Origin of the sequence: Streptomyces sp. LN549 (genome assembly GCF_043203805.1) — a bacterium.
Classification (GTDB): domain Bacteria; phylum Actinomycetota; class Actinomycetes; order Streptomycetales; family Streptomycetaceae; genus Streptomyces.
This window is the reverse complement of record NZ_JAZHRI010000002.1, coordinates 1,237,243-1,257,972: the sequence shown is the minus strand read 5'-3', so window position 1 is coordinate 1,257,972 and position 20,730 is coordinate 1,237,243. Positions and strand designations below refer to the sequence as shown.

Sequence of the window (20,730 nt, the reverse complement as noted above, 5' to 3'; positions counted from 1 at the left end):
GATGAGCAACGACGCATTCAACGGCGACCGCGAAGAGCCCGGCGAGCGGGCCGAGGAGGCTCCAGGGGAGCTGACCGGGCGACAGCGGCTGATGGCCGGAATCTGGCCGCCCCGGGTCACCCGCGCCCAACTCATCGTCGCGGTGCTGCTGTTTGTGCTCGGCCTGGGCCTTGCCATCCAGGTGCGGTCGAACAGCGACAACAGCGCCTTGCGCGGCGCCCGCCAGGAGGACCTGGTCCGCATCCTCGACGAGGTGGACGACCGAACGCAGCGGCTGGAGGACGAGAAGCAGCGCCTCGTCGACCAGCGCACGGAACTGGAGAACAGTTCCGACCAGGCGGAAGAGGCGCGGAAGCAGACAGTGGAGAAGGAGCGTCAACTCGGCATCCTCGCGGGTACCGTGGCGGTGCACGGCCCCGGTATCACCCTCACGGTGAACGACCCCGGGGGCGCGGTGCAGGCCGACATGCTGCTCGATGCCCTTCAGGAGCTCCGGGCGGCCGGCGCCGAGGCGATCGAGGTCAACGGCGTGCGGGTGGTGGCCAATACGTACTTCTCCGGGGACGGAGGAGCTGTCAAGGTGGACGACCGCAAGATCTCCGCTCCCTACGTCTTCAAGGTCATCGGCAAGCCGCAGGACCTGGAACCGGCGCTGAACATCCCCGGCGGTGTGGTGCAGACGCTGGAGAAGGAGCAGGCCACGGTGCATGTGGCGCAGTCCGAGGACATCGTCATTGACGCCTTGCGACCGGCGGAGCGGCCTGACTACTCTCGGTCGTCGGCCCAGTGAACCCGGGACGCGTGGGCCTCGGGGGACACGGGCAGGAGGTTGCGGGGGGTCGCCGCATCGTAATGGTGGTGCGTGGTGGAAACTGTCGAGTGGATACGGACGTTGTGAAGATGTCCGGGTCGGCAGGTGTGTTCATTCAGGGTTCGTCCTGCCCCACGGGCGGGTCTGTTTCGGTCAAGGGGAATCGCCCGTGAAGTTGTTTGGGAAGTTGTTCGGCAAGAGCGCTCGCGATGAAGCTGCACGCCATCGCGCACCGCGCCATGGTCAGACTGAGGAGCAGGGCGGCGAGCGCCCCCTCTTCCGTGATCAGGTGGCAGGTTCGGGGGGTGACAATTCGGGTGGTTCCGGCGCGTCGTCTGTTGACCCTGCTGGTCCCGGCCGCATAGGTTTCGGAGAACCCTCAACCTCAAGTACGGGTGGAGGGTTCACCCCGAGGCAGGAGGCTTCGTCCATGCCGGTCTGTACGAGGTGCGGGCATCGCAACGCGGAAGCCAGCCGTTTCTGCTCCAACTGCGGTGCGCCGCTCAGGGGCGGGATTCCGGAGCGGGCGTCGGAGACGACGTCGACCATCTCCATCTCGGGCCTGGAGGCCTACGAGGCGGAGGCGACCGGGCAGACGTCCGTGCCGTCACTCTCGCCCGAGGCCCAGGCCGCTGTGGACGCGCTGCCGCTCGGTTCGGCACTCCTGGTCGTGCGACGGGGGCCCAACTCGGGCAGCCGCTTCCTCCTGGACAGCGAGCTGACCACGGCCGGCCGCCACCCGCAGGGTGACATCTTCCTCGACGACGTGACGGTGTCGCGGCGTCACGTGGAGTTCCGTCGGAGCCCCGACGGCAGCTTCACGGTGGGGGATGTGGGCAGCCTCAATGGCACCTATGTCAATCGTGAGCGCATCGACTCCGTGGCTCTGTCCAACGGTGACGAGGTGCAGATCGGCAAGTACCGGCTGGTCTTCTACGCGAGCCAGCGCGGCATCTGACCCCCGCCCCCTGACTCCGTCGGGGGGAGGACCCCCAGGAAGGTCCATGCTGAGAACACCGACGGGCGGTGCCGGACACGGCACCGCCACCGCCGACGACCGTCCGATGAGCATCGGCACGGTGCTCCTGCAGTTGCGGGACGAGTTCCCCGAAGTCACTATCTCCAAGATTCGCTTCCTGGAGGCCGAGGGGCTGGTCGAGCCGCAGCGGACACCTTCCGGATACCGGAAGTTCCGTCCCGACGACGTTGAGCGGCTGGCTCAGGTGCTGCGGATGCAGCGGGACCACTATCTTCCGCTGAAGGTCATCCGGGAGCACTTGGACGCCCTCGCTCGGGGTGAACAGGTTGCTCTGCCCTCCCCGGGCGGCGAGCCGGACCTGGCTGACGGCGGCTGGACCGGTGGGCCGGGGCGGGCCACCGCGGCCCGCATCGGCCGTGCCGAGCTCCTTGCCGCCGCCGAGGTGACCGAGAGTGACCTGGATGTGTGGGAGTCGTACGGTCTTGTCGCACCGTCGGCGCAGGGTGGGTACGACGCCGAGACGGTCACCATCGCCAGGCTTGTGGCGGATCTGGGGCGATTCGGTCTGGAACCGCGTCATCTGCGCGCGATGCGAGCGGCTGCGGACCGGGAGGCGGGGCTGATCGAGCAGGTCGTCGCACCGCTGCGCCGGCACCGGAATCCGCAGACCAGAGCGCATGCCGAGGCCACCGCGAAGGAGCTCGCCGAGCTCTCTGTGCGGCTGCACTCGGCCCTCGTGCAGACCGCTCTGCAGATTCGTCTCCACTGATCCCGATGGGGCCCGACTACCCAAACCTGCCGAGCACGTCCTAGGGTTGCTGTGTGAACGAGCTCGACGTTGTGGGTGTCCGGGTGGAAATGCCCTCCAATCAACCGATCGTGCTCCTGCGTGAAGTGGGAGGCGATCGGTACCTCCCCATTTGGATCGGTCCTGGTGAGGCGACCGCGATCGCCTTCGCTCAGCAGGGCATGGCTCCGGCCAGGCCGCTGACCCATGATCTCTTCAAGGATGTGCTCGAGGCCGTCGGCCAGGAGCTCACCGAGGTCCGGATCACGGATCTGCGAGAAGGGGTCTTCTACGCGGAGCTGGTCTTCGCCAGCGGAGTCGAGGTGAGCGCGCGGCCTTCCGACGCCATAGCGCTCGCCCTGCGCACCGGCACGCCGATCTACGGCAGTGACGGGGTGCTCGACGATGCGGGAATCGCGATTCCCGACGAGCAGGAGGACGAGGTGGAGAAGTTCCGCGAGTTCCTCGACCAGATCTCACCGGAGGACTTCGGTACGAACAGTCAGTGACGTCCCAAGGGGTTCCCGCCAGCGCATCCGACAAGCCTTTCCCGGTTGTAGGTCACGGGAAACCACTCTCAGGGTGATTATCACTCGGCGTGCCGAGTGTGGCGATCGTTGACGCACCCCGGGTGACTGCCTACCTTCGAGTGGGCAGGTCAAGGACGGAGGTCGGCGTGAGAAGCAGCGGCGACGGTACGGCAGCAGGTGGGCCGTATCCGCAGCAGGGGAGTACAGCCGGCCACACCATCAGGCAACCGGCTGCGCCGGATGCGGTGGCGGGGGACGGCGTGACATCGGCCAACGAGATCGGCTACCGGGGCCCGACGGCGTGCGCAGCCGCGGGTATCACCTACAGGCAGCTCGACTACTGGGCCCGCACAGGCCTGGTGGAACCGAGCGTCCGCCCGGCCTACGGGTCGGGCACGCAGCGGCTCTACAGCTTCCGGGACGTCGTCCTGTTGAAGATCGTGAAGCGTTTCCTCGATACCGGGGTGGCGCTTCAGAACATTCGCACCACCGTGCAGCACCTGCGAGCCCGCGGCTTCCAGGATCTCGAGCGCATGACGCTGATGAGTGACGGAGCGACCGTCTACGAGTGCTCCTCGCCCGCCGAGGTCGTCGAGCTGCTCCAAGGGGGCCAGGGAGTCTTCGGTATCGCCGTCGGGGTGGTGTGGCGGGACGTGGACGCCGCGCTGTCGCAGTTGCACGGGGAGCGCGTGGACACCGGCGAGACGCTGATCGGCAACAACCCCACCGACGAGCTCGCACGTCGGCGCAACCGGGCGGGCTGACCGGGTGGGAGCGCGGCCGCGCCCCGGAAATCCGGGGTGTGCCCGCCGTCGTGGCAGGGCGGCTGTCAGTGCCGTAGGGCACCATCGGTTGATGTGAGAGCCGCGCCCACCATCCTGCATCTGGACATGGATGCCTTCTACGCGTCTGCGGAGCAGGCGGCGAAGCCGAGCCTGCGCGGCAAGCCGGTCGTGGTGGGCGGACTGGGCCCCCGGGGAGTCGTCGCCACCGCCTCGTACGAGGCGCGGCGTTTCGGCGTGCACTCGGCGATGCCGATGGCGCAGGCCAGAAGGCTGGCACCGAACGCGGCCTATCTGGTGCCGCGCTTCACGCTCTACCGGACCGTGAGCGACCAGGTCATGGAGCTGCTGGGGCGCCTCTCGCCCCTTGTCGAGCCCCTCAGCCTCGATGAGGCCTTCGTCGACCTGGAGGCGGGCGGCACGGCGGACGACGCGGCTTCGGCCCTGGAGATCGGCGTACAGCTGCGCGGGGCGATCGAGGCGGTCACGGGCCTCAGCGGCTCCGTCGGGCTCGCAGGTTCCAAGATGCTGGCGAAGATCGCCTCCGAGGAGGCGAAACCCGACGGGATCCTGCTGATAGAGCCGGGCACGGAGCGGGAACTGCTTGCGCCCATGACGGTGCGTACCCTGCCCGGCGTCGGCCCCGCCACCGCGGACCATCTGCGCCGCGCCGGCATGACCACGGTCAACGACCTAGCCGAGGCGGGCGAGGCGGAACTCGTACGGCTGCTGGGCAAGGCACACGGCAGCTCTCTGCACCGCATGGCGTTCGGGTACGACGACCGGCCCGTGGTCGCCGAGCGGGACGCGAAATCGGTTTCGGTCGAGGACACCTTCGACACGGATCTGCATGACCGCGTCCGGGTCAGGACAGAGGTGGAGCGGCTCGCCGACCGGTGTGTCCGGCGGCTGAGGGGTGCCGGGCGGTCGGGGCGCACGGTGGTGCTGAAAGTGCGGCGCTACGACTTCTCGACCCTCACCCGCTCCGAGACGCTCCGAGGGCCCACCGACGACCCCACGGTCGTCAGAGAGGCCGCTGCGCGGCTCCTGGAGTCCGTGGACACCACCGGCGGCGTGCGGCTGCTGGGCGTCGGCGTCACAGGGCTCGCCGACTTCACCCAGGAGGACCTGTTCGCCCAGGCGGCGGACGAGCGGACGGCCGCCGAGCTCCCCGACACCGCCGAGGCGGGCGTGGACGAGGGAGAGCCGGCGGGCGAGGAGCCCGCGCAGGAAAGTGCGGAGCAGCTCGCGGCGCGGCGCTGGCCGGCCGGTCACGACGTACACCACGACACGCACGGGCACGGCTGGGTGCAGGGCAGCGGGGTCGGGCGGGTGACGGTGCGATTCGAGGAACCGGAATCGGCGCCCGGCCGGGTCCGTACGTTCCGTATCGATGATCCGGAACTGCAGCCGGCCGATCCGCTGCCGCTCGTGCGGAACCCGGTGGACTACTCGTCCTGGCCCGCCAGCCTGCCGAAGTCGCGGTCGGGGGCGCTCTCGCCCGGCGCCGAGTCCAGACCGTAGTGCCGGTAGAGCTGAAGCTCCTGTTCCGGCGAGAGGTGACGGCCGACGCCGAAGTCGGGTGCGTCCTTGATCAGGGCGCGGTCGAAGGGGATGCGCAGCGTGTCCTCGACGAATTCGCTGGGCTCCAACGGGACGAAGGCGTCCCGGCTGAACAGTCCGGTACGTACGGCCGCCCATTCGGGCACACCGGTGGCGTCGTCGAGATACACCTCGTCCACGGTTCCGATCTTGGTGCCCTTGCGGTCGAACGCCTTGCGGCCGATCAGGCTGCGCGGATCGATGTCGGTCTGCACGGTGCCTCCCATGGGTCGCAGCTACTCCACAGGCACTACAGAAGTGCAGATCCGTGGCATTGGCCACTCGAGACTTCCACCGCATACCCCGCTGGTAGGCTGGCAATGGCTGCTGACCCTGTGCGGGAGAGTCCTCCGGAGGAAGTCCGGAGGCGCCGAAGGAGCAAATCCTCCCCGGAATCTCTCAGGCCCCCGTACCGCACGGACGAGGTCACTCTGGAAAGCAGGGCGGGTTTCGCACGGCCTCGGCCGGGCCGGACCTCTCCCTCACCGACGGTGAAAGCCGGTGCGCCCCGCGGGCACCGGTGAAGCTCTCAGGTTGAGATGACAGAGGGGGAGGCCGTTCGGGCACCCCGCGCCGTGGTGCCCCTCGCAGGTCGTGACAGACCAGGAGGCCTCCATCATGACCCCCCGTCGCACTTCGCTCACCCAGCTCGAACAGGGAATCCCCTTCGAGCAGCGCCACATCGGTCCCGATGCCGAGGCACAGGCGAAGATGCTCGCCCAGGTCGGTTACGGCTCGCTCGACGAGCTGACCGCGGCTGCGGTGCCCGATGTCATCAGGAGCGCCGAGGCGCTGCAGCTGCCGACGGCCCGGACCGAGGCCGAGGTGCTGGCCGAGCTGCGCCTCCTCGCCGACCGCAACCACGTCCTGGCCCCGATGATCGGCCTCGGCTATTACGGCACGTTCACCCCGCCGGTGATCCTTCGCAACGTGATGGAGAACCCTGCCTGGTACACGGCCTACACGCCGTACCAGCCGGAGATCTCCCAGGGCCGTCTCGAAGCCCTCCTGAACTTCCAGACGATGGTCGCCGAGCTCACCGGGCTGCCCACCTCCGGCGCCTCGCTGCTCGACGAGGGCACCGCCGCGGCCGAGGCCATGGCACTGGCCCGGCGCGTCGGCAAGGTGAAGAAGGGCGTCTTCCTGGTCGACGCCGACACCCTGCCGCAGACCGTCGCCGTCATCGAGACCCGCGCCGAGCCGACCGGGGTCGAGGTCGTCGTCGCCGACCTCACCGACGGCATCCCGGCCGAGATCGCCGAGCGCGGCGTCTTCGGCGTGCTGCTGCAGTACCCGGGCGCCTCCGGAGCCGTACGGGACATCAAGCCCGTCATCGAGCAGGCCCACGAGCTCGGCGCGATCGTCACCGTGGCCGCGGACCTGCTGGCGCTCACCCTGCTCACCTCGCCCGGCGACCTCGGAGCGGACATCGCGGTCGGCACCACGCAGCGCTTCGGTGTGCCGATGGGCTTCGGCGGACCGCACGCCGGCTTCATGGCCGTACGCGAGAAGTTCGCCCGCAGCCTCCCCGGCCGCCTCGTCGGTGTCTCCGTGGACGCGGACGGCAACAAGGCGTACCGGCTGGCCCTGCAGACCCGCGAGCAGCACATCCGCCGTGAGAAGGCCACCAGCAACATCTGTACCGCTCAGGTACTGCTCGCCGTGATGGCCGGCATGTACGCCGTCTACCACGGCCCCGACGGGCTGCGGACGATCGCGCGGCGCACCCACCGCTACGCGGCCATCCTGGCCGAGGGGCTGCGGGCCGCCGGTGTCGACGTGGTGACCGGTAGCCACTTCGACACGCTCACCGTCCGGGTCCCGGGCAAGGCCGCCGAGGTGGTCGCCGACGCCCGTGACCGCGGGGTCAACCTGCGGCTCGTCGACGGCGACCTGGTCTCGCTCGCGTGTGACGAGACCACGACCCGCGCGCAGATCGCTGCCGTCTGGGCCGCCTTCGGCGCCGGAGGCGACATCGAGGCGCTGGACGCCACGACCGCCGACGCGCTGCCGGAGGGCCTGCTGCGCACCGACGCGTTCCTCACCCATCCGGTCTTCCACCAGCACCGTTCCGAGACCGCGATGCTGCGCTACCTGCGCAAGCTCGCCGATCGCGACTACGCGCTGGACCGCGGCATGATCCCGCTCGGCTCCTGCACCATGAAGCTGAACGCGACCGCCGAGATGGAGTCGATCACCTGGCCCGAGTTCGGCGCGCTGCATCCGTTCGCACCGGCCGAGCAGGCCGAGGGCTTCCTGACGCTCATCCGTGAGCTGGAGGAGCGCCTCGCGGAGGTCACCGGCTACGACGCGGTCTCCATCCAGCCGAACGCCGGCTCGCAGGGCGAGTTCGCGGGGCTGCTGGCCGTCCGCGCGTACCACCGCGCCAACGGCGACGAGGGCCGGACCGTCTGCCTGATTCCGTCCTCCGCGCACGGCACCAACGCGGCGAGCGCCGTGATGGCCGGCATGAAGGTCGTCGTGGTGAACACCGCCGACGACGGCGAGGTCGACATCGAGGACCTCCGCGCCAAGATCGCGCGGCACCGCGACGAGCTCGCCGTGCTCATGATCACCTACCCGTCCACCCACGGTGTCTTCGAGGAGCACGTCGCCGACATCTGCGCCGAGGTGCACGACGCCGGCGGCCAGGTGTACGTCGACGGGGCCAACCTCAACGCACTGGTCGGCCTGGCCAAGCCGGGTCACTTCGGCGGCGACGTCTCGCACCTGAACCTGCACAAGACCTTCTGCATCCCGCACGGCGGCGGCGGTCCCGGCGTCGGTCCGGTCGGTGTGCGTGCGCACCTGGCGCCGTACCTCCCGAACCACCCGCTGCAGCCCGCCGCCGGTCCGGAGACCGGTGTCGGACCGATCTCGGCCGCTCCGTGGGGCTCCGCCGGAATTCTTCCGATCTCCTGGGCCTACGTACGCCTGATGGGCGGCGAGGGCCTCAAGCGTGCGACGCAGGTCGCCGTACTCGCGGCCAACTACATCGCCAAGCGGCTGGAGCCGCACTACCCGATCCTGTACAACGGCCCGGCCGGACTGGTCGCGCACGAGTGCATCGTGGACCTGCGCCCCATCTCCAAGGCGACCGGCGTCAGCATCGACGACGTCGCCAAGCGCCTCATCGACTACGGCTTCCACTCGCCGACCATGTCGTTCCCGGTCGCGGGGACGCTCATGATCGAGCCGACCGAGAGCGAGGACCTCGCGGAGCTGGACCGCTTCTGCGACACGATGATCGCCATTCGCGGCGAGATCGAGAAGGTGGCCTCGGGCGAGTGGAGCGCGGACGACAACCCGCTGGGCAACGCGCCGCACACCGCGGCCGCGCTGGGCGGGGAGTGGGATCACGGCTACAGCCGTGAGGTGGCCGTCTTCCCCGCCGGGGTCTCGGCCGCCGACAAGTACTGGCCGCCGGTGCGCCGGATCGACGGTGCGTTCGGTGACCGCAACCTCGTCTGCTCCTGCCCGCCGCTGGAGGAGTACGACAGCTGATTCCGGGACGCCGGAACACGGGGACGTGACGCGGACATGCGTGGGGGCCGGTGCGGAGACTTCTCCGGGCCGGCCCCTTTCCGTACCGGCGGCTCAGGCCGCCTTCACCACCCGGCCCGTTCCCAGGGGTCGGTGCGGGGCGATGATCTGCCCGTCCGGGAGCAGCTCACCGGTGTCCTCGAAGAGCAGGACGCCGTTGCACAGCAGGCTCCAGCCCTGTTCCGGATGGTGCGCCACCAGGCGGGCGGCTTCCCGGTCGGCTGAGTCGGCTGTCGGGCAGGGTGGCTGGTGCTGACACATGGATGGGTTCTTTCGCTGCGTTGAGTTGAGTGTCCTGCGGCTTGAAGTGGTGTTCATGGCCGCCCCCCGTATCGATCGGTCCGGTCCCAGTGTTGCCCCACGGGCGTCAATCCGCAGGGATTTCGCAGCAGCACTTCTTCTCCTCTCATGACGCATCACCCGCCCGGACGGTTCAACGCAACTGCACTGTCACTTCGGGTGGTTCGGGGTGGCCGGATGGGGCTAGTCCGGATGGGCACGAGTGCCCAGATGGGCACGAGTGCCCCCACTTGATGGCACTGTGCCCCGCCACCGGATCCGGTGGCGGGGCACAGTGCCATCAAGTGGGGGGGGAGGTGATCAGGCGGGAGAGCCGAGCAGGGGGCCGGGGCCGGGTGTGATACGGGTGGTGATCACGGGGAGCAGATCAGCGACCCGGTGCGGACGGTGTGCCGCGATACCCGGTGGGGCGGGAGCGAGCGGTACCAGCAGATCGGCCGGGGCGGGAGACCCGCCGGACGCGTCGGCCTCGGTGTCCCCGTGCAGCCACAGGGCCAGCATGTAGAGCTCGGGGATGGACAGCAGTCGCGGCTGGTAGGGGGTTGCCGCCGCGTCCGCCTGGCGCAGGGCGAGTTCGGTCGAGGCGATGTACGGGCCTTCGAAGAAGTGCGAGAACGCCCAGCCGTCCGGGGTGAGCATCGTGTCCGCCGCGGCGACGGCACGCTCCGTGCTGCGGATCAGGAAGCGCCATGCGGCGAGCCGGGTGGTGGGGGCGAGCCCGCCCGGGCCGATTCGGTCCAGCACGTGGACGGGGAGCGGGTGTTCGGGGCTCAGCGGTCCCTGGGCGGACCGCAGAGCGGGGGTGCGGGCCTCGCGGACCGCGGTCGGTGAACCGAGCGCCGCGAGAACGCTGCGCAGAGCGGGCGCGGGAGCCGGGGGTACATGCAGCGGCATAGTGGGTCGCCTCTCACTTCGGAGACACGGTGGAGCGTGGGCGGGTGCAGACGGCGCTGTCGGCGGGCGGGGCCAGAGGAGGCCGGTGACTGGGCCGGTGCGTCAACTCTCTGCCTCGTCCGCGGAGTTTATACGACACGTGTTCACGCGGTGTTTCCACTAGCCGCCACGGCTATTGCCGACAAGGCGGTATCCGGACTCAATTATGCGGAGATTATGCTGATTCGGTGCGAGCGGCGCAGCCACCGCCTCGGGTTTTTCCCGCATCGCGGTAGGCTGAAACGTACCGGCGCTTTCCCGGCGTGCCGAACGGGGAATCTGCGCGCTGCGTCATGCCGAGTGAATGTGCCCCGGGCCTCGGTCATCAGATTAGCGGGTGCGCGGCGTCCGTGGGGCGTTATGGATCTCTCCGCCTGGGCATTATCGATCGTGACGCGAGCGGCCTGGGCCGCGGGCTGCCCACTCGAGGAGGGATGCTTCGATGGGGGAGAAGGTCGTTGCCGGCTCCTTTGACCTGTCCGACCGGCAGAAGTACCGGAGGAAGCTCCACCAGTGCCTGGAGGGGCTGGGGAGGCTCCTGGCGGAGCGGAGGTTCGACCGGCCGCGCAACCTCATGGGCATGGAGATCGAGCTGAATCTGGCCGGCGCCGACGGTATGCCGAAGATGTTGAATGGGCAGGTTCTGGATCGCATCGCGAGCCGGGATTTCCAGACAGAACTGGGGATGTTCAATCTCGAAGTGAACATAGTTCCCCACAATCTTTCAGGCCGCGTTCTCGACCAGCTGGCCGAAGAGCTGAGGACCGGTCTCGGATATGCCGACCGGAAGGCCGCCGAGGTCGACGCCGGGATCATGATGATCGGAATACTTCCCACCCTGGGCCGCGACGACATGGTCCGGTCCAATCTCTCGGACGTGGACCGCTACGCGTTGCTGAACGATCAAATGGTGGCGGCGCGCGGCGAGGATTTCTCCCTGGATATCGAAGGTGTGGAGAGACTGGTCTGCACCTCCGGGTCGATCACGCCCGAGGCGGCCTGCACGTCGGTGCAGCTGCACCTGCAGGTGACTCCCGAACGCTTTGCGGACGTGTGGAACGCGGCCCAGGCCGTCGCGGCGGTCCAGGTGGCCATGGGGGCCAATTCCCCCTTCCTGTTCGGCCGGGAGTTGTGGCGGGAGTCGCGGCCGCCCCTCTTCCAGCAGGCCACGGACACCAGGCCGCCCGAACTCCAGAACCAGGGGGTGCGGCCGAGGACCTGGTTCGGTGAGCGGTGGGTCGATTCGGCGTACGAGCTCTTCGAGGAGAACCTCCGCTTCTTCCCCCCGCTGCTGCCCATCTGCGACGAGGAGGACCCGCTACGGGTCCTCGACGACGGGGGGGTGCCGCGACTCCAGGAGCTCGTCCTGCACAACGGCACGGTCTACCGGTGGAACCGCCCGGTGTACGGGCTCGCGGACGGCGTCCCGCACCTGCGGGTGGAGAACCGGGTGCTGCCCGCGGGACCGACCGTCGCCGATGTGATCGCCAACACCGCGCTCTACTACGGACTCGTACGGGCTCTTGCGGAGGAATCCCGTCCGGTGTGGACGAGGATGCCCTTCACTGCCGCGGCCGAGAACTTCGAGACCGCCTGCCGCCGGGGCATCGACGCCGAACTGCTCTGGCCCAGGCCCGGCCGTTCCGGCGGGCTGACCCGGGTTCCGGCGGTCAAGCTCGTGCGGGACGAGCTGCTGCCCCTGGCCGCCGCGGGCCTCGACGCCTGGAACATCGAGCCCGCGGACCGGGACCACTACCTGGGAATCATCGAGGAGCGCTGCAGGCGGCGGGCGAACGGCGCGTCCTGGCAGGCGGACACCTACCACCGGGCCCGGGAGGCCGGGCTGGGGCGGGCTGAGGCACTCGCCGCCATGACCCGGCGCTACGCCGAACTGATGCAGGACGGCGAGCCCGTGCACACCTGGCCGGTGGACCTTCCCGCACGGTGAGGCGGGCCGGGGCGGCCGGTTGTCCCGCCGCTGTTGCGGACATGCCGTGCTCTCGGGGCGGACCGCTCCCGCGGCCGCTGCGGGAGCGGTCCGCCCGGGCCGTGCCCTGGCCGTGCGCGCTACTCCCCGGCTGCGCCACCGCTCTGTCCCGCGGTCATGACGGCCTGCAGGATCACCGCCTGGATCTCCGCCGGGTCGCTGACCTGATATCCGCCGCCGCCGGTCACCTTCGCTATCTCGTTCACCTCTTCGCGGTCGGCGTCGGGGCCGACCGCGATGGCGAGCAGCGGCACCGGGCGCTCCGGGTCGGTGATCTTCTTGAGCTCGGCGATCAGGGCGGTGCGCGAGATGGACTGCTCATCCTGGTTCGAACCGTCCGTGAGGATCACGACAGCGTTGAACTTGCCCTTCACGTAGGTGCGCTGTGCCTCCTTGTAGGCGGCCAGCGCGGTGTCGTACAGGCCTGTCGCACCGTCGGGCACGGGCTGCAGCGCGGCGAACGCCGCGGCGAGCTTCTCGCGGTGTGTGCCGCCTCCCTTGGCCGGGTCGCCGAGCCGGCTGGTCGCCACCAGCCTGCGGTAGTCCTTCTCGCCGTCGAGCGTGGTGGCGAACTCCCAGAGGCCGATCTCGTCGTTCGGGGTGAACTGGTTGAGCGCCTGGATCAGGGACGCCTTGGTGACGTCCATCCGGGACTGGTTGCGGCCCGGCACGATCGTGGCCATCGATCCCGATGCGTCGACGACGGTGGTGAGCCGCGCGCTCTGCACCGTGATCGTCCACATGCCGAGCGTCTCCTGCAACGTCTCGTCCGAGGGCGCTGTCCCGGGCGATGTGGCGTACGGCTGGGGCGTCTTGCCGCCGGCCGAGGCGACGAGGCCCTCGTCCGCCGTGCCGTCGACGGTTCGGAATCCGTGCTCCGCCAGCGTGCGCTGGGCGGCGTCCTCGGACAGCAGCAGCATGAACCGTAGCGCCGCCCGGCTCTCTTCCGTCGTCTGCTCGTCCTCGTTGACCAGGGTGAACGGGTAGTTGAGGAGCGGGGCGCCGTCCTTGGGGTAGAAGAGGTCGAGCTTGCCGCCGTCCGTGGACTCGGCGTTGTGGGCGAACGCGGCCTGTTCGGAGAGAAGCACCGCCTGGTTGCGTGCCGGATTGCCCTGCTCCGCGTCGGAACTGTCCTGGGGCAGGGTCTCGACGACCTGGGCGTCGCCGTCCGACATCCGCTGGGCGAGCAGCTTGGCGGTGGCCGCGGCTCTGGTGTCGCTGTCTCCGCCCAACTTGTCGGAGGAGATTCCGATGCTCGTCAGCGCCAGCAGGCCCGTGGCGCTGCGTGCGGGGTCGGCCGAGCCGAGGCGCACCTTGTCGGACTCCATGGCCGCGGCCGTCAGTTCCGCCCAGGAGTACTTCTTCTCCGGCCAGCCCAGGGTCTTGGCGGCGGAGGGCACCATGGCGAGTGTGACGGGTGACGAGGCGACGGAGTCGCCGGGGGCGATCGGGATGGCGTCTCCGGTGCCCTTCGCCCGGTTCAGCCAGAGGTCGGAGTCGGGGAGCCACATCTGGTAGTCCGGTGCCCGGGTGCCGCGGGCGAGCGCGTCCGCGACCTTGTACGAGTCGCGGGCCACCACGTCCACGTCCACACAGTGGCCGTCGGATCTCAGGTCGTCCTTGCGTGCCTTGTCGGCGACGGCACGCACGGCGGGAGCGATGTCCGGTGACGTCATCATGGACAGGTGTACGGCGGTGTCCTCGCAGGACTTCGAGAACGACAGCAAGCCGCCCTGTGCCGCGACCGCCGTTCCCGCAGCCACGGCGAGAACGAGCATGGTGGCGATGGCCACGGTGCGACGACGGCGCGGCGGACGGTCCCCGCCTTCGTCCGTGGCGTAGTCGTCGGGCAAGCTGTGACGTCCCATGTCGGTGGTGCCCCTCCTTGAGGATGAACAAGGAAAAGGGGGACCACACCATCGGCAATGGTGCTCGTCCCCCGGCCTGTCGCGCATGATCTTCGTACCTGCATTCGAGACCCTAGCGGGACGGGGAGCGGCATGGGACGTGAATGCACAACTGCGGGCAGGTGTACAGGTGGAGGCGGGGCGTGTGGCTGATTCTTATCCTCAGGAGGCCGTATCACGACGGATCTTGCGGTCCGAAACGGTGCTGGTACTGGCTCTCTCGCTGGGGGCCAGCGGAGTATCTGCCCTGATCAGTTTTGTCGGATCCCTGACGAAACCAGGGGGTTTGAAGGATCAGGCGGCCACCCTCAACAGTTCCTACGCGCCGGGACGCCCATGGCTGGATCTCGCCTGGCAGCTCTTCGGGATCACCACGGCGCTGGTGCCTGTCGCCCTCGTGGCGCACCTGCTGCTCAGGGAGGGCGCGGGGCTGCGGGCCATCGGCTTCGACCGGACGAGGCCGGGGTTCGACCTCGGGCGCGGGGCGTTGGTGGCGGCGGGTATCGGCAGTGCGGGTCTGGCCTTCTACCTGGTCGCCCGGGCAGCCGGTTTCAACCTCACGGTCGTCCCCGAGTCACTGCCTGACGTGTGGTGGAAGTTCCCGGTGCTGATCCTGTCTGCGATCCAGAACTCCGTGGTGGAGGAAGTGATCGTCGTGGGATATCTGCTGCGCAGGCTGGGGCAGTTGGGGTGGACCCCGATGGCCGCGCTGGTGGCCAGTTCGGTCCTGCGCGGCTCGTACCACCTGTACCAGGGTGTCGGCGGCTTCGTCGGCAACATGGTGATGGGCGTCGTCTTCGTGCTGTTGTACCGCCGCTGGCAGCGGGTGGGACCGCTGGTCGCCGCGCACGCCCTGCTCGACATCGGCGCGTTCGTCGGCTACGCGCTGCTCGCCGGGAAGGTGGACTGGCTGCCGACGCCGTGAGCGGGGGAGGGGTGCGTGCCGGGAGGGGGTGTGCGGGACGTGCCGCGCACCCCCTCCCGGCGTCGTCAAAGAGTGACGAGCAGTTCGCCGTCCACGACCGTCACCGCACGGCCGGTCAGCAGTGTGCGGTCGCCGCGCAGCGACGTGCGGACCAGTCCGGACCGGGCTGACGCCTGCAGGCCGGTCAGCTCGTCGCGGCCGAGCCGGGCGGACCAGAACGGCGCGAGCACGGTGTGGGCACTGCCCGTCACCGGGTCCTCGTCGATGCCCACGGCGGGGAAGAAGCCGCGGGAGACGAAGTCGTAGCCGCCGTCGGCCGCGTCGGCCGCGGCCGTGGCGACGACACCGCGCCGGGAGAGAGCGGCCAGGGCCGCGAAATCCGGGGCGAGTGCCCGCACGGTCGCCTCGTCGGTCAGTTCCACGAGCAGGTCGCCGACGTGCGGGCCGGTGTCGTGCACGGATACGGGCTCCGCACCCAGGGCGGCGGCCAGCCCCTGCGGCGTGGCTTCGGGCGTCAGCGGTGCGGTGGGGAAGTCGAGTGAGATCGATCCGTCCGGGGCCGTGGTCGAGGTGAGCACCCCGCACCGCGCGGCGAAGCGCACCGTTCCGCTCGCGACCGATGCGGTGTGCAGGACGTGGGCCGTGGCAAGCGTGGCATGGCCGCACATGTCGACCTCGGTGGCCGGGGTGAACCAGCGCAGCGCCCAGTCCGCGGCACCGCCCGGTGGCAGCGGGTGGGCGAACGCGGTCTCGGAGAGGTTCAGCTCCGCGGCGATCTCCTGAAGCCGGCTGTCTTCGGGGAAGCCCTCCGGTCCCAGGAGCAGGACACCGGCGGGATTGCCGGCGAAGGGGCGGTCGGTGAACGCGTCGACGATTCGAATTCTCATGGGTCCGACGGTAGGGGTGCGGCAAAGCCGCAGGCCAAGGCCAATTCCGGGTCGGCGGCCCGGAAATCCGGCGAAGGGGTTTGCCAAGCGACTGGTACCGATATATCGTTGAGGCATCGCGACAGTACAGCGATAGGGCAACGATCATTACGAGAAGGAGTACGGTCATGCGTTCACATGGACATGAGCACGGTCACGGACATGGGCGAGGCCCCTGCGGGCCCGGTCAGCACGAGCGGGGCGACTTCGAGGGGCGTCGGGCGGCCTTCGGCCAGTTCGGTCCGCCGTTCGGCGGCGGCCCCTTCGGCGGCGGCCCCTTCGGTGGCGGGCGAGGCCGGGGTGGCGGCCGGGGAAGGGCGCGCCGCGGTGACGTACGTGCGTCGATCCTCGCGCTGCTGAAGGACCGGCCGATGCACGGGTACGAGATGATCCAGGAGATCGGCGAGCGCAGCGGCGGGGCCTGGCGGCCCAGTCCGGGCTCGGTGTATCCGACCCTTCAGCTGCTGGAGGACGAGGGCCTGATCGTCAGTGAGAGTGAGGGCGGCAAGAAGCTGTTCACCCTCACCGATACCGGCCGGGCCGAGGCGGAGTCGGGGCCCGACGCGCCCTGGGAGGAAGCCGGCCGAGGCATCGACTGGGAGAGCGTGAACGAGATCCGGCAGGCCGGCTTCGGCCTGATGGAGGCGTTCGGGCAGGTCTGGAAGACCGGGTCGGCCGATCAGCGTGAGAAGGCGCTGGCGGTTGTCAACGACGCCCGCAAGAAGCTCTACCTCATCCTCGCCGACGAGGACTGAGCCGACGGTGGAAGAAGCGGACAGGGGTATGCCGAAGGGCCTCGCGGCAGTACCGCGAGGCCCTTCGACGCGTCCGGTGCGTGGTCGCCGTTCTGCGGGTGGTCAGGCGACGATCAGTCCGTCCAGCTTGCGCAGCGACTCGATGAGTGCCGCGGTGGCGGAGTCCTTCAGCTTGCCGGCCATCAGGGAGACCGCTGCGCCGGTGAACTCGCCGTCGATGCGGATCGTGGTGGCGTTCCCGTCCGGCGTCAGTACGTAGCTCATCTTCAGGTTGACGCCCATCGGCCCCTTTCCCGTGGTCGTCAGCAGGCGGCCGTTCTCCAGCTCCGACACCGTCCAGGTCACCTCGGCGGGGAACCCCATGAGCTTCATGTTCTCCTCATAGGTGCCCGCTAGTTCGAGCGTGGCCGGACCCCCCTTGGGGAAGCTTGTATGGGTGGCGTTCCACTCCCCGTACGTGCTGAAGTCGGTCAGCTGGGCCCAGACCTTCCCGGCCGGTGCTGCGATGCGCGCCTCTGCACTGACTTCGGCCATGCGACCACCCCTTCTCGACGGGTTACGGTGTCGCGGAACGTAGCCGCAGCGGCGAGAACATTCAATACTGATGAGGCGTCAGATCTGCTGGGCCGGTCCGGTCCGCCAGATCAGGGCCGCGTCGAACCGGTCGCAGGCGCGGGGGTGCGGTCCGTCGTCGTGGCAGTGGAACGCCGCCCAGAAGAGATCCGCGCGCAGGGCGTCGGACGGGGCGTGGACCCGGTAGACGTAGTCGTACCCGTCGAGCGCCGGCAGCGAGACGAGCCAGCTCACTTACGGCACCCCCTCCCGCCGCCGCAACGGTGCTCCAGTCGGTGAGACGTGTACGGGGATGCTTTCGGTTGCTCCGGGAGTGCAAGGCAAGGCGGCGCGCGCCGGTAGCAGGAATTAGTTCCCGATATGACGTGATCTCATCCGTAAGGAGGAGGCCTCGCTCCTCTGTGCCCGACTCGGGTGGGATGCGGCAATGGGACTCTCCGGGGACGCTCGGGCCTGTTTCGGCTGATGGGGTGGAAGGGTGCAGAACAGGACACCGCGGATCCCTCAGCAGCCCGCACCGAACCATCGTGCTGAGTTCGACGCCGGACTCACCGTGGAGCTGGCCGCCGTGGTGACGGGCGCGCGCAGGCGCGCGCTGCGGGACGGCGACCGGCAGATCGACACGGCTCATCTGCTGCACTCCCTCATCGAGTCGGACCCCGAGGTCCGCACCGCGTTCGACGGCGGCCCGCAGCTGACCAGGGTGCTCGGCTACCTCGTCCAGCGCAGCATCGGATACGGGCTCCGCTGGCAGGGGGCGGTTGAGGACTCGGGCGCACTCCCGGTGGTGGCGGACTCGGGTGCCGAGGGCTGGTCGCCCTCCGCCGCGTCCGCGATGGTGGGTGCGTACCGTCGTGCGCGGTCGCTGGGGCGCGAGAGAGCAGGCGGCGTCGACCTGCTCGCGGCGCTGACCGCGGACCGGGAGTGCCGGGCCGTCGAGGTGCTGGGGCGGGCGGGCGTCGACGCGGCGCTGCTCGAGGACCGGATCGTGGAGGCGTCTCCCCAGGGGTGACTTCCGGATTCAGTCCGACGGCTGCGCGAGCGCATCAAGGGCCGGGCGGAGCAGGGCGGCGACGCGGTCGGCGGGGGCGTCCCGGAGAGGGGCGAGGCCGAGCAGCTGATGGCCGATGGTGACGCCCACCATCGTGGTGACGATCAGCGCGGCGCGCAGGTCCGCTTCACTGTTGTCCCCGTCTGCCGACAGCGCGTCACCGATGCCGGCGATCTGTCGGTCGAGCGCCTGGCGGGCGTGATCGGCCGCGGCCGGGTCGGTGAGCATCGAGCGCAGCATCGCCAGTGTGCCGTCGGGCAGTCCGCCCAGCTTGACGCCCAGGGTGGCCAGTAGATGGTCGAGCAGTGCCCTGCTGTCCCCTGACGCCCGGGGTGCGGGGGGTGCCTGTACCGCCTGGGTGAACAGTCCGCGTTTGGAACCGAAGTACTGCATCACCAGGGCCGGGTCGACGCCTGCCGATGCGGCCACCGCGCGGATGGTGGTGCGGTCGAACCCCTTGGCGGCGAACAGCTCGCGGGCGCTGTCGAGAATGCGTGCCTCGGTGGCCCGGCGGCGGTCCGTTCGGGAGGTGGGGCGGGTGGTCACGGATTCACTCTACAGCTGTTGACCGATGCCGTACCGGTTCCTATCGTCATTCACTCAACAGTCGTTGAGTGAATGAGGTGAGCTTCATGGAGGGTTCTCCGGGAGTCGACTCCCGTACGCCGCGCGCGGTGCTGGACCGCTACCACCGGGCCATGCTGGACAAGTCGGCCGACGACCTGGCCGATCTGTACGCCGTGGACGCGGTGCACGAATTTCCGTTCTCCGCTCCGCGGTTCCCCGCCCGCTTCGCGGGCCGCGAGGCGGTGCGGAGCGGGTACCGCGCGGCCTGGGGCGCCAGCTCGTTCCAGGTGGTGGAGATCAGGGATGTGGTCGTCCATGCGTCCCAGGACCCGGGCACGGTCATCGCCGAGCACGTGGTGGTGGTCCGGTCGGCGGGAGGCGACCACGCCACCGTCCCCGGACTGCTGATCATCGACGTCAGCGACGGTCTGATCACGCGGGTACGCGACTACATGGACGCCCTGGCTGTCGCCCGTGCGGCCGGCGCGTCCGGCGCGTAGGGGCCGTCCGGTCCGGGGTTGGACGCGCGGGTCGGTGTCCGGCCGTGCATGTCAGGGGTGCCAATGACATCGGAGTGTTACCCGGGTCAGGCGTCACAGGGGTGACGCTCCTGACGGCAGCTGTCATGATGTGCCGATGCACGCGTCTCAGGGGAGAAGCGCCGGCCTGGGACTCGCCCTCGCCTCGGCCTTCGCATTCGGCGGTTCCGGAGTGGCGGCCAAGCCGCTCATCGAGGCGGGGCTCGACCCGCTCCATGTGGTGTGGCTCCGGGTGGCGGGCGCCGCGCTCGTGATGCTGCCCGTGGCCTGGCGCCACCGGGACCTGGTCCGCAGCCGCCCCGTACTGCTGCTGGGATTCGGACTCCTTGCCGTCGCAGGCGTCCAGGCCTGCTACTTCGCCGCCATCTCCCGGATCCCGGTGGGCGTAGCGCTGCTCGTCGAGTACCTGGCGCCGGCGCTCGTCCTCGGCTGGGTGCGCTTCGTTCAGCGCAGGCCGGTGACCAGGGCGGCCGCCGTCGGCGTCGTCCTCGCGGTGGGCGGTCTGGCCTGTGTGGTCGAGGTGTGGTCCGGGCTGAGCTTCGACGCTGTCGGGCTGCTGCTCGCCCTCGGTGCCGCCTGCTGCCAGGTCGGCTACTTCGTCCTCTCCGATCAGGGCAGCGCCGACTCGGCCGAGGGCGCCGAGCCTCCCCATCCGGTCGGTGTCATCGCCTACGGTCTGCTGATCGGGGCCGCCGTGCTCACTGTCGTGGCGCGGCCGTGGGGCATGGACTGGTCCGTACTCGGCGGCGACACCGACATGAACGGCTCGGGCGTGCCCGCCTGGCTGCTCCTCGTCTGGATCGTGCTGCTCGCCACCGTCATCGCGTACGTGACCGGCGTCATTTCGGTGCGGCTGCTGTCGCCCGCGGTGGCGGGCGTCGTCGCCTGCCTGGAAGCCGTCATCGCCACCGTGCTGGCATGGGTGCTGCTCGGGGAGCATCTGGCCGCCCCGCAGCTCATCGGCGGTGCGCTCGTGCTGACCGGCGCCTTCATCGCGCAGTCGTCGACGCCGAAGGCGCCCTCCGGCCCCATTGCCTCAGGGGCGAGCGAGGAGCGTACGGCGACCGAGGCGGAGTTGCCTGCCGGTCGCGCCGCCTTCTAGGGGCTGTCCCGTAATTCCTGGTGGATCAGCGCGCGGCGTCAGATGCGGTGCATCGCAAGGCGGAGGGACGCCCGAATACTGGATGTATTCGGGCGTTCCGACAACGCGGCGAGGTGCCGTAGCTGTCGTCG

Annotated in this window: 21 protein-coding genes and 1 riboswitch; of the genes, 13 read left to right on the top strand and 8 right to left on the bottom strand. The window is 69.6% G+C overall.

The window, feature by feature from the left end:
- Nucleotide 1: 1 nt before the first annotated feature.
- The 6 genes from SH922_RS05645 (at nucleotide 2) to SH922_RS05620 (ending at nucleotide 5,413) form a co-directional block, all read left to right on the top strand.
- Nucleotides 2–790 (top strand): DUF881 domain-containing protein, encoded by a 789-nt coding sequence (locus SH922_RS05645; RefSeq protein ID WP_393055310.1) that lies wholly within the window; start codon nucleotides 2–4, stop codon nucleotides 788–790.
- 190 nt (nucleotides 791–980) lie between these two features.
- Nucleotides 981–1,769 (top strand): FHA domain-containing protein, encoded by a 789-nt coding sequence (locus tag SH922_RS05640; RefSeq protein WP_393055308.1) that lies wholly within the window; start codon nucleotides 981–983, stop codon nucleotides 1,767–1,769.
- Nucleotides 1,770–1,815: 46 nt separating this feature from the next.
- Nucleotides 1,816–2,559, top strand: coding sequence for a MerR family transcriptional regulator (locus tag SH922_RS05635; RefSeq protein WP_393055306.1), 744 nt, complete (start codon nucleotides 1,816–1,818; stop codon nucleotides 2,557–2,559).
- A gap of 53 nt (nucleotides 2,560–2,612) precedes the next feature.
- A complete protein-coding gene (locus SH922_RS05630; RefSeq protein ID WP_006123076.1) occupies nucleotides 2,613–3,086 on the top strand; it encodes a bifunctional nuclease family protein in 474 nt (157 codons plus the stop codon).
- A gap of 167 nt (nucleotides 3,087–3,253) precedes the next feature.
- Nucleotides 3,254–3,871, top strand: a complete 618-nt coding sequence (locus tag SH922_RS05625; protein ID WP_393055304.1) for a MerR family transcriptional regulator — start codon at nucleotides 3,254–3,256, stop codon at nucleotides 3,869–3,871.
- Nucleotides 3,872–3,964: 93 nt separating this feature from the next.
- Nucleotides 3,965–5,413: a DNA polymerase IV gene (locus SH922_RS05620; protein ID WP_393055302.1), complete on the top strand. Its 1,449-nt coding sequence runs from the start codon at nucleotides 3,965–3,967 to the stop codon at nucleotides 5,411–5,413.
- Here the strand turns inward: SH922_RS05620 and SH922_RS05615 are convergent.
- A complete protein-coding gene (locus SH922_RS05615) occupies nucleotides 5,338–5,718 on the bottom strand; it encodes a PRC-barrel domain-containing protein (protein WP_393055300.1) in 381 nt (126 codons plus the stop codon). The genes SH922_RS05620 and SH922_RS05615 overlap by 76 nt on opposite strands.
- Before the next feature lie 101 nt (nucleotides 5,719–5,819).
- Nucleotides 5,820–5,916: riboswitch (glycine riboswitch) on the top strand.
- A gap of 193 nt (nucleotides 5,917–6,109) precedes the next feature.
- Here SH922_RS05615 and gcvP point away from each other — a divergent pair.
- Entirely contained in the window at nucleotides 6,110–8,995 is a 2,886-nt protein-coding gene (gene gcvP, locus SH922_RS05610; RefSeq protein WP_393055298.1) for an aminomethyl-transferring glycine dehydrogenase, read from the top strand.
- 93 nt (nucleotides 8,996–9,088) lie between these two features.
- On the opposite strand, the gene SH922_RS05605 is transcribed toward gcvP, so the two are convergent.
- On the bottom strand, nucleotides 9,089–9,295 hold the full coding sequence (locus SH922_RS05605; RefSeq protein ID WP_136326371.1) for a DUF5999 family protein: 207 nt from the start codon (nucleotides 9,293–9,295) through the stop codon (nucleotides 9,089–9,091).
- 339 nt (nucleotides 9,296–9,634) lie between these two features.
- On the bottom strand, nucleotides 9,635–10,228 hold the full coding sequence (locus SH922_RS05600) for a hypothetical protein (RefSeq protein ID WP_393055296.1): 594 nt from the start codon (nucleotides 10,226–10,228) through the stop codon (nucleotides 9,635–9,637).
- A gap of 481 nt (nucleotides 10,229–10,709) precedes the next feature.
- Between SH922_RS05600 and SH922_RS05595 the strand changes: the two genes are divergently transcribed.
- The gene (locus SH922_RS05595; protein WP_393055294.1) at nucleotides 10,710–12,215 is read left to right on the top strand and encodes a glutamate-cysteine ligase family protein; all 1,506 of its coding nucleotides are present in this window, start codon (nucleotides 10,710–10,712) and stop codon (nucleotides 12,213–12,215) included.
- Between the two features lie 119 nt (nucleotides 12,216–12,334).
- On the opposite strand, the gene SH922_RS05590 is transcribed toward SH922_RS05595, so the two are convergent.
- Nucleotides 12,335–14,122, bottom strand: a complete 1,788-nt coding sequence (locus tag SH922_RS05590; protein ID WP_393055292.1) for a substrate-binding and VWA domain-containing protein — start codon at nucleotides 14,120–14,122, stop codon at nucleotides 12,335–12,337.
- 184 nt (nucleotides 14,123–14,306) lie between these two features.
- Between SH922_RS05590 and SH922_RS05585 the strand changes: the two genes are divergently transcribed.
- On the top strand, nucleotides 14,307–15,086 hold the full coding sequence (locus SH922_RS05585) for a CPBP family intramembrane glutamic endopeptidase (RefSeq protein WP_393055290.1): 780 nt from the start codon (nucleotides 14,307–14,309) through the stop codon (nucleotides 15,084–15,086).
- A gap of 65 nt (nucleotides 15,087–15,151) precedes the next feature.
- On the opposite strand, the gene SH922_RS05580 is transcribed toward SH922_RS05585, so the two are convergent.
- Nucleotides 15,152–15,973, bottom strand: a complete 822-nt coding sequence (locus SH922_RS05580; protein ID WP_393055288.1) for a PhzF family phenazine biosynthesis protein — start codon at nucleotides 15,971–15,973, stop codon at nucleotides 15,152–15,154.
- Between the two features lie 167 nt (nucleotides 15,974–16,140).
- Between SH922_RS05580 and SH922_RS05575 the strand changes: the two genes are divergently transcribed.
- Complete coding sequence (locus tag SH922_RS05575; RefSeq protein ID WP_393055286.1) at nucleotides 16,141–16,767, top strand: PadR family transcriptional regulator; 627 nt, start codon at nucleotides 16,141–16,143, stop codon at nucleotides 16,765–16,767.
- A 102-nt stretch (nucleotides 16,768–16,869) separates the two neighbouring features.
- On the opposite strand, the gene SH922_RS05570 is transcribed toward SH922_RS05575, so the two are convergent.
- Entirely contained in the window at nucleotides 16,870–17,301 is a 432-nt protein-coding gene (locus SH922_RS05570) for an SRPBCC family protein (protein ID WP_393055284.1), read from the bottom strand.
- Nucleotides 17,302–17,379: 78 nt separating this feature from the next.
- Nucleotides 17,380–17,574: a hypothetical protein gene (locus SH922_RS05565; RefSeq protein WP_393055282.1), complete on the bottom strand. Its 195-nt coding sequence runs from the start codon at nucleotides 17,572–17,574 to the stop codon at nucleotides 17,380–17,382.
- A gap of 244 nt (nucleotides 17,575–17,818) precedes the next feature.
- On the opposite strand from SH922_RS05565, the gene SH922_RS05560 reads away from it, so the two are divergent.
- Complete coding sequence (locus SH922_RS05560; protein ID WP_393055280.1) at nucleotides 17,819–18,352, top strand: Clp protease N-terminal domain-containing protein; 534 nt, start codon at nucleotides 17,819–17,821, stop codon at nucleotides 18,350–18,352.
- A 9-nt stretch (nucleotides 18,353–18,361) separates the two neighbouring features.
- Here SH922_RS05560 and SH922_RS05555 read toward each other — a convergent pair whose 3' ends face one another.
- Nucleotides 18,362–18,937: a TetR/AcrR family transcriptional regulator gene (locus SH922_RS05555; protein WP_393055278.1), complete on the bottom strand. Its 576-nt coding sequence runs from the start codon at nucleotides 18,935–18,937 to the stop codon at nucleotides 18,362–18,364.
- Between the two features lie 86 nt (nucleotides 18,938–19,023).
- Here SH922_RS05555 and SH922_RS05550 point away from each other — a divergent pair, with 86 nt between their 5' ends.
- A complete protein-coding gene (locus tag SH922_RS05550; protein ID WP_393055276.1) occupies nucleotides 19,024–19,458 on the top strand; it encodes a nuclear transport factor 2 family protein in 435 nt (144 codons plus the stop codon).
- 136 nt (nucleotides 19,459–19,594) lie between these two features.
- Complete coding sequence (locus SH922_RS05545) at nucleotides 19,595–20,599, top strand: DMT family transporter (RefSeq protein ID WP_393055274.1); 1,005 nt, start codon at nucleotides 19,595–19,597, stop codon at nucleotides 20,597–20,599.
- Nucleotides 20,600–20,730: the final 131 nt, after the last annotated feature.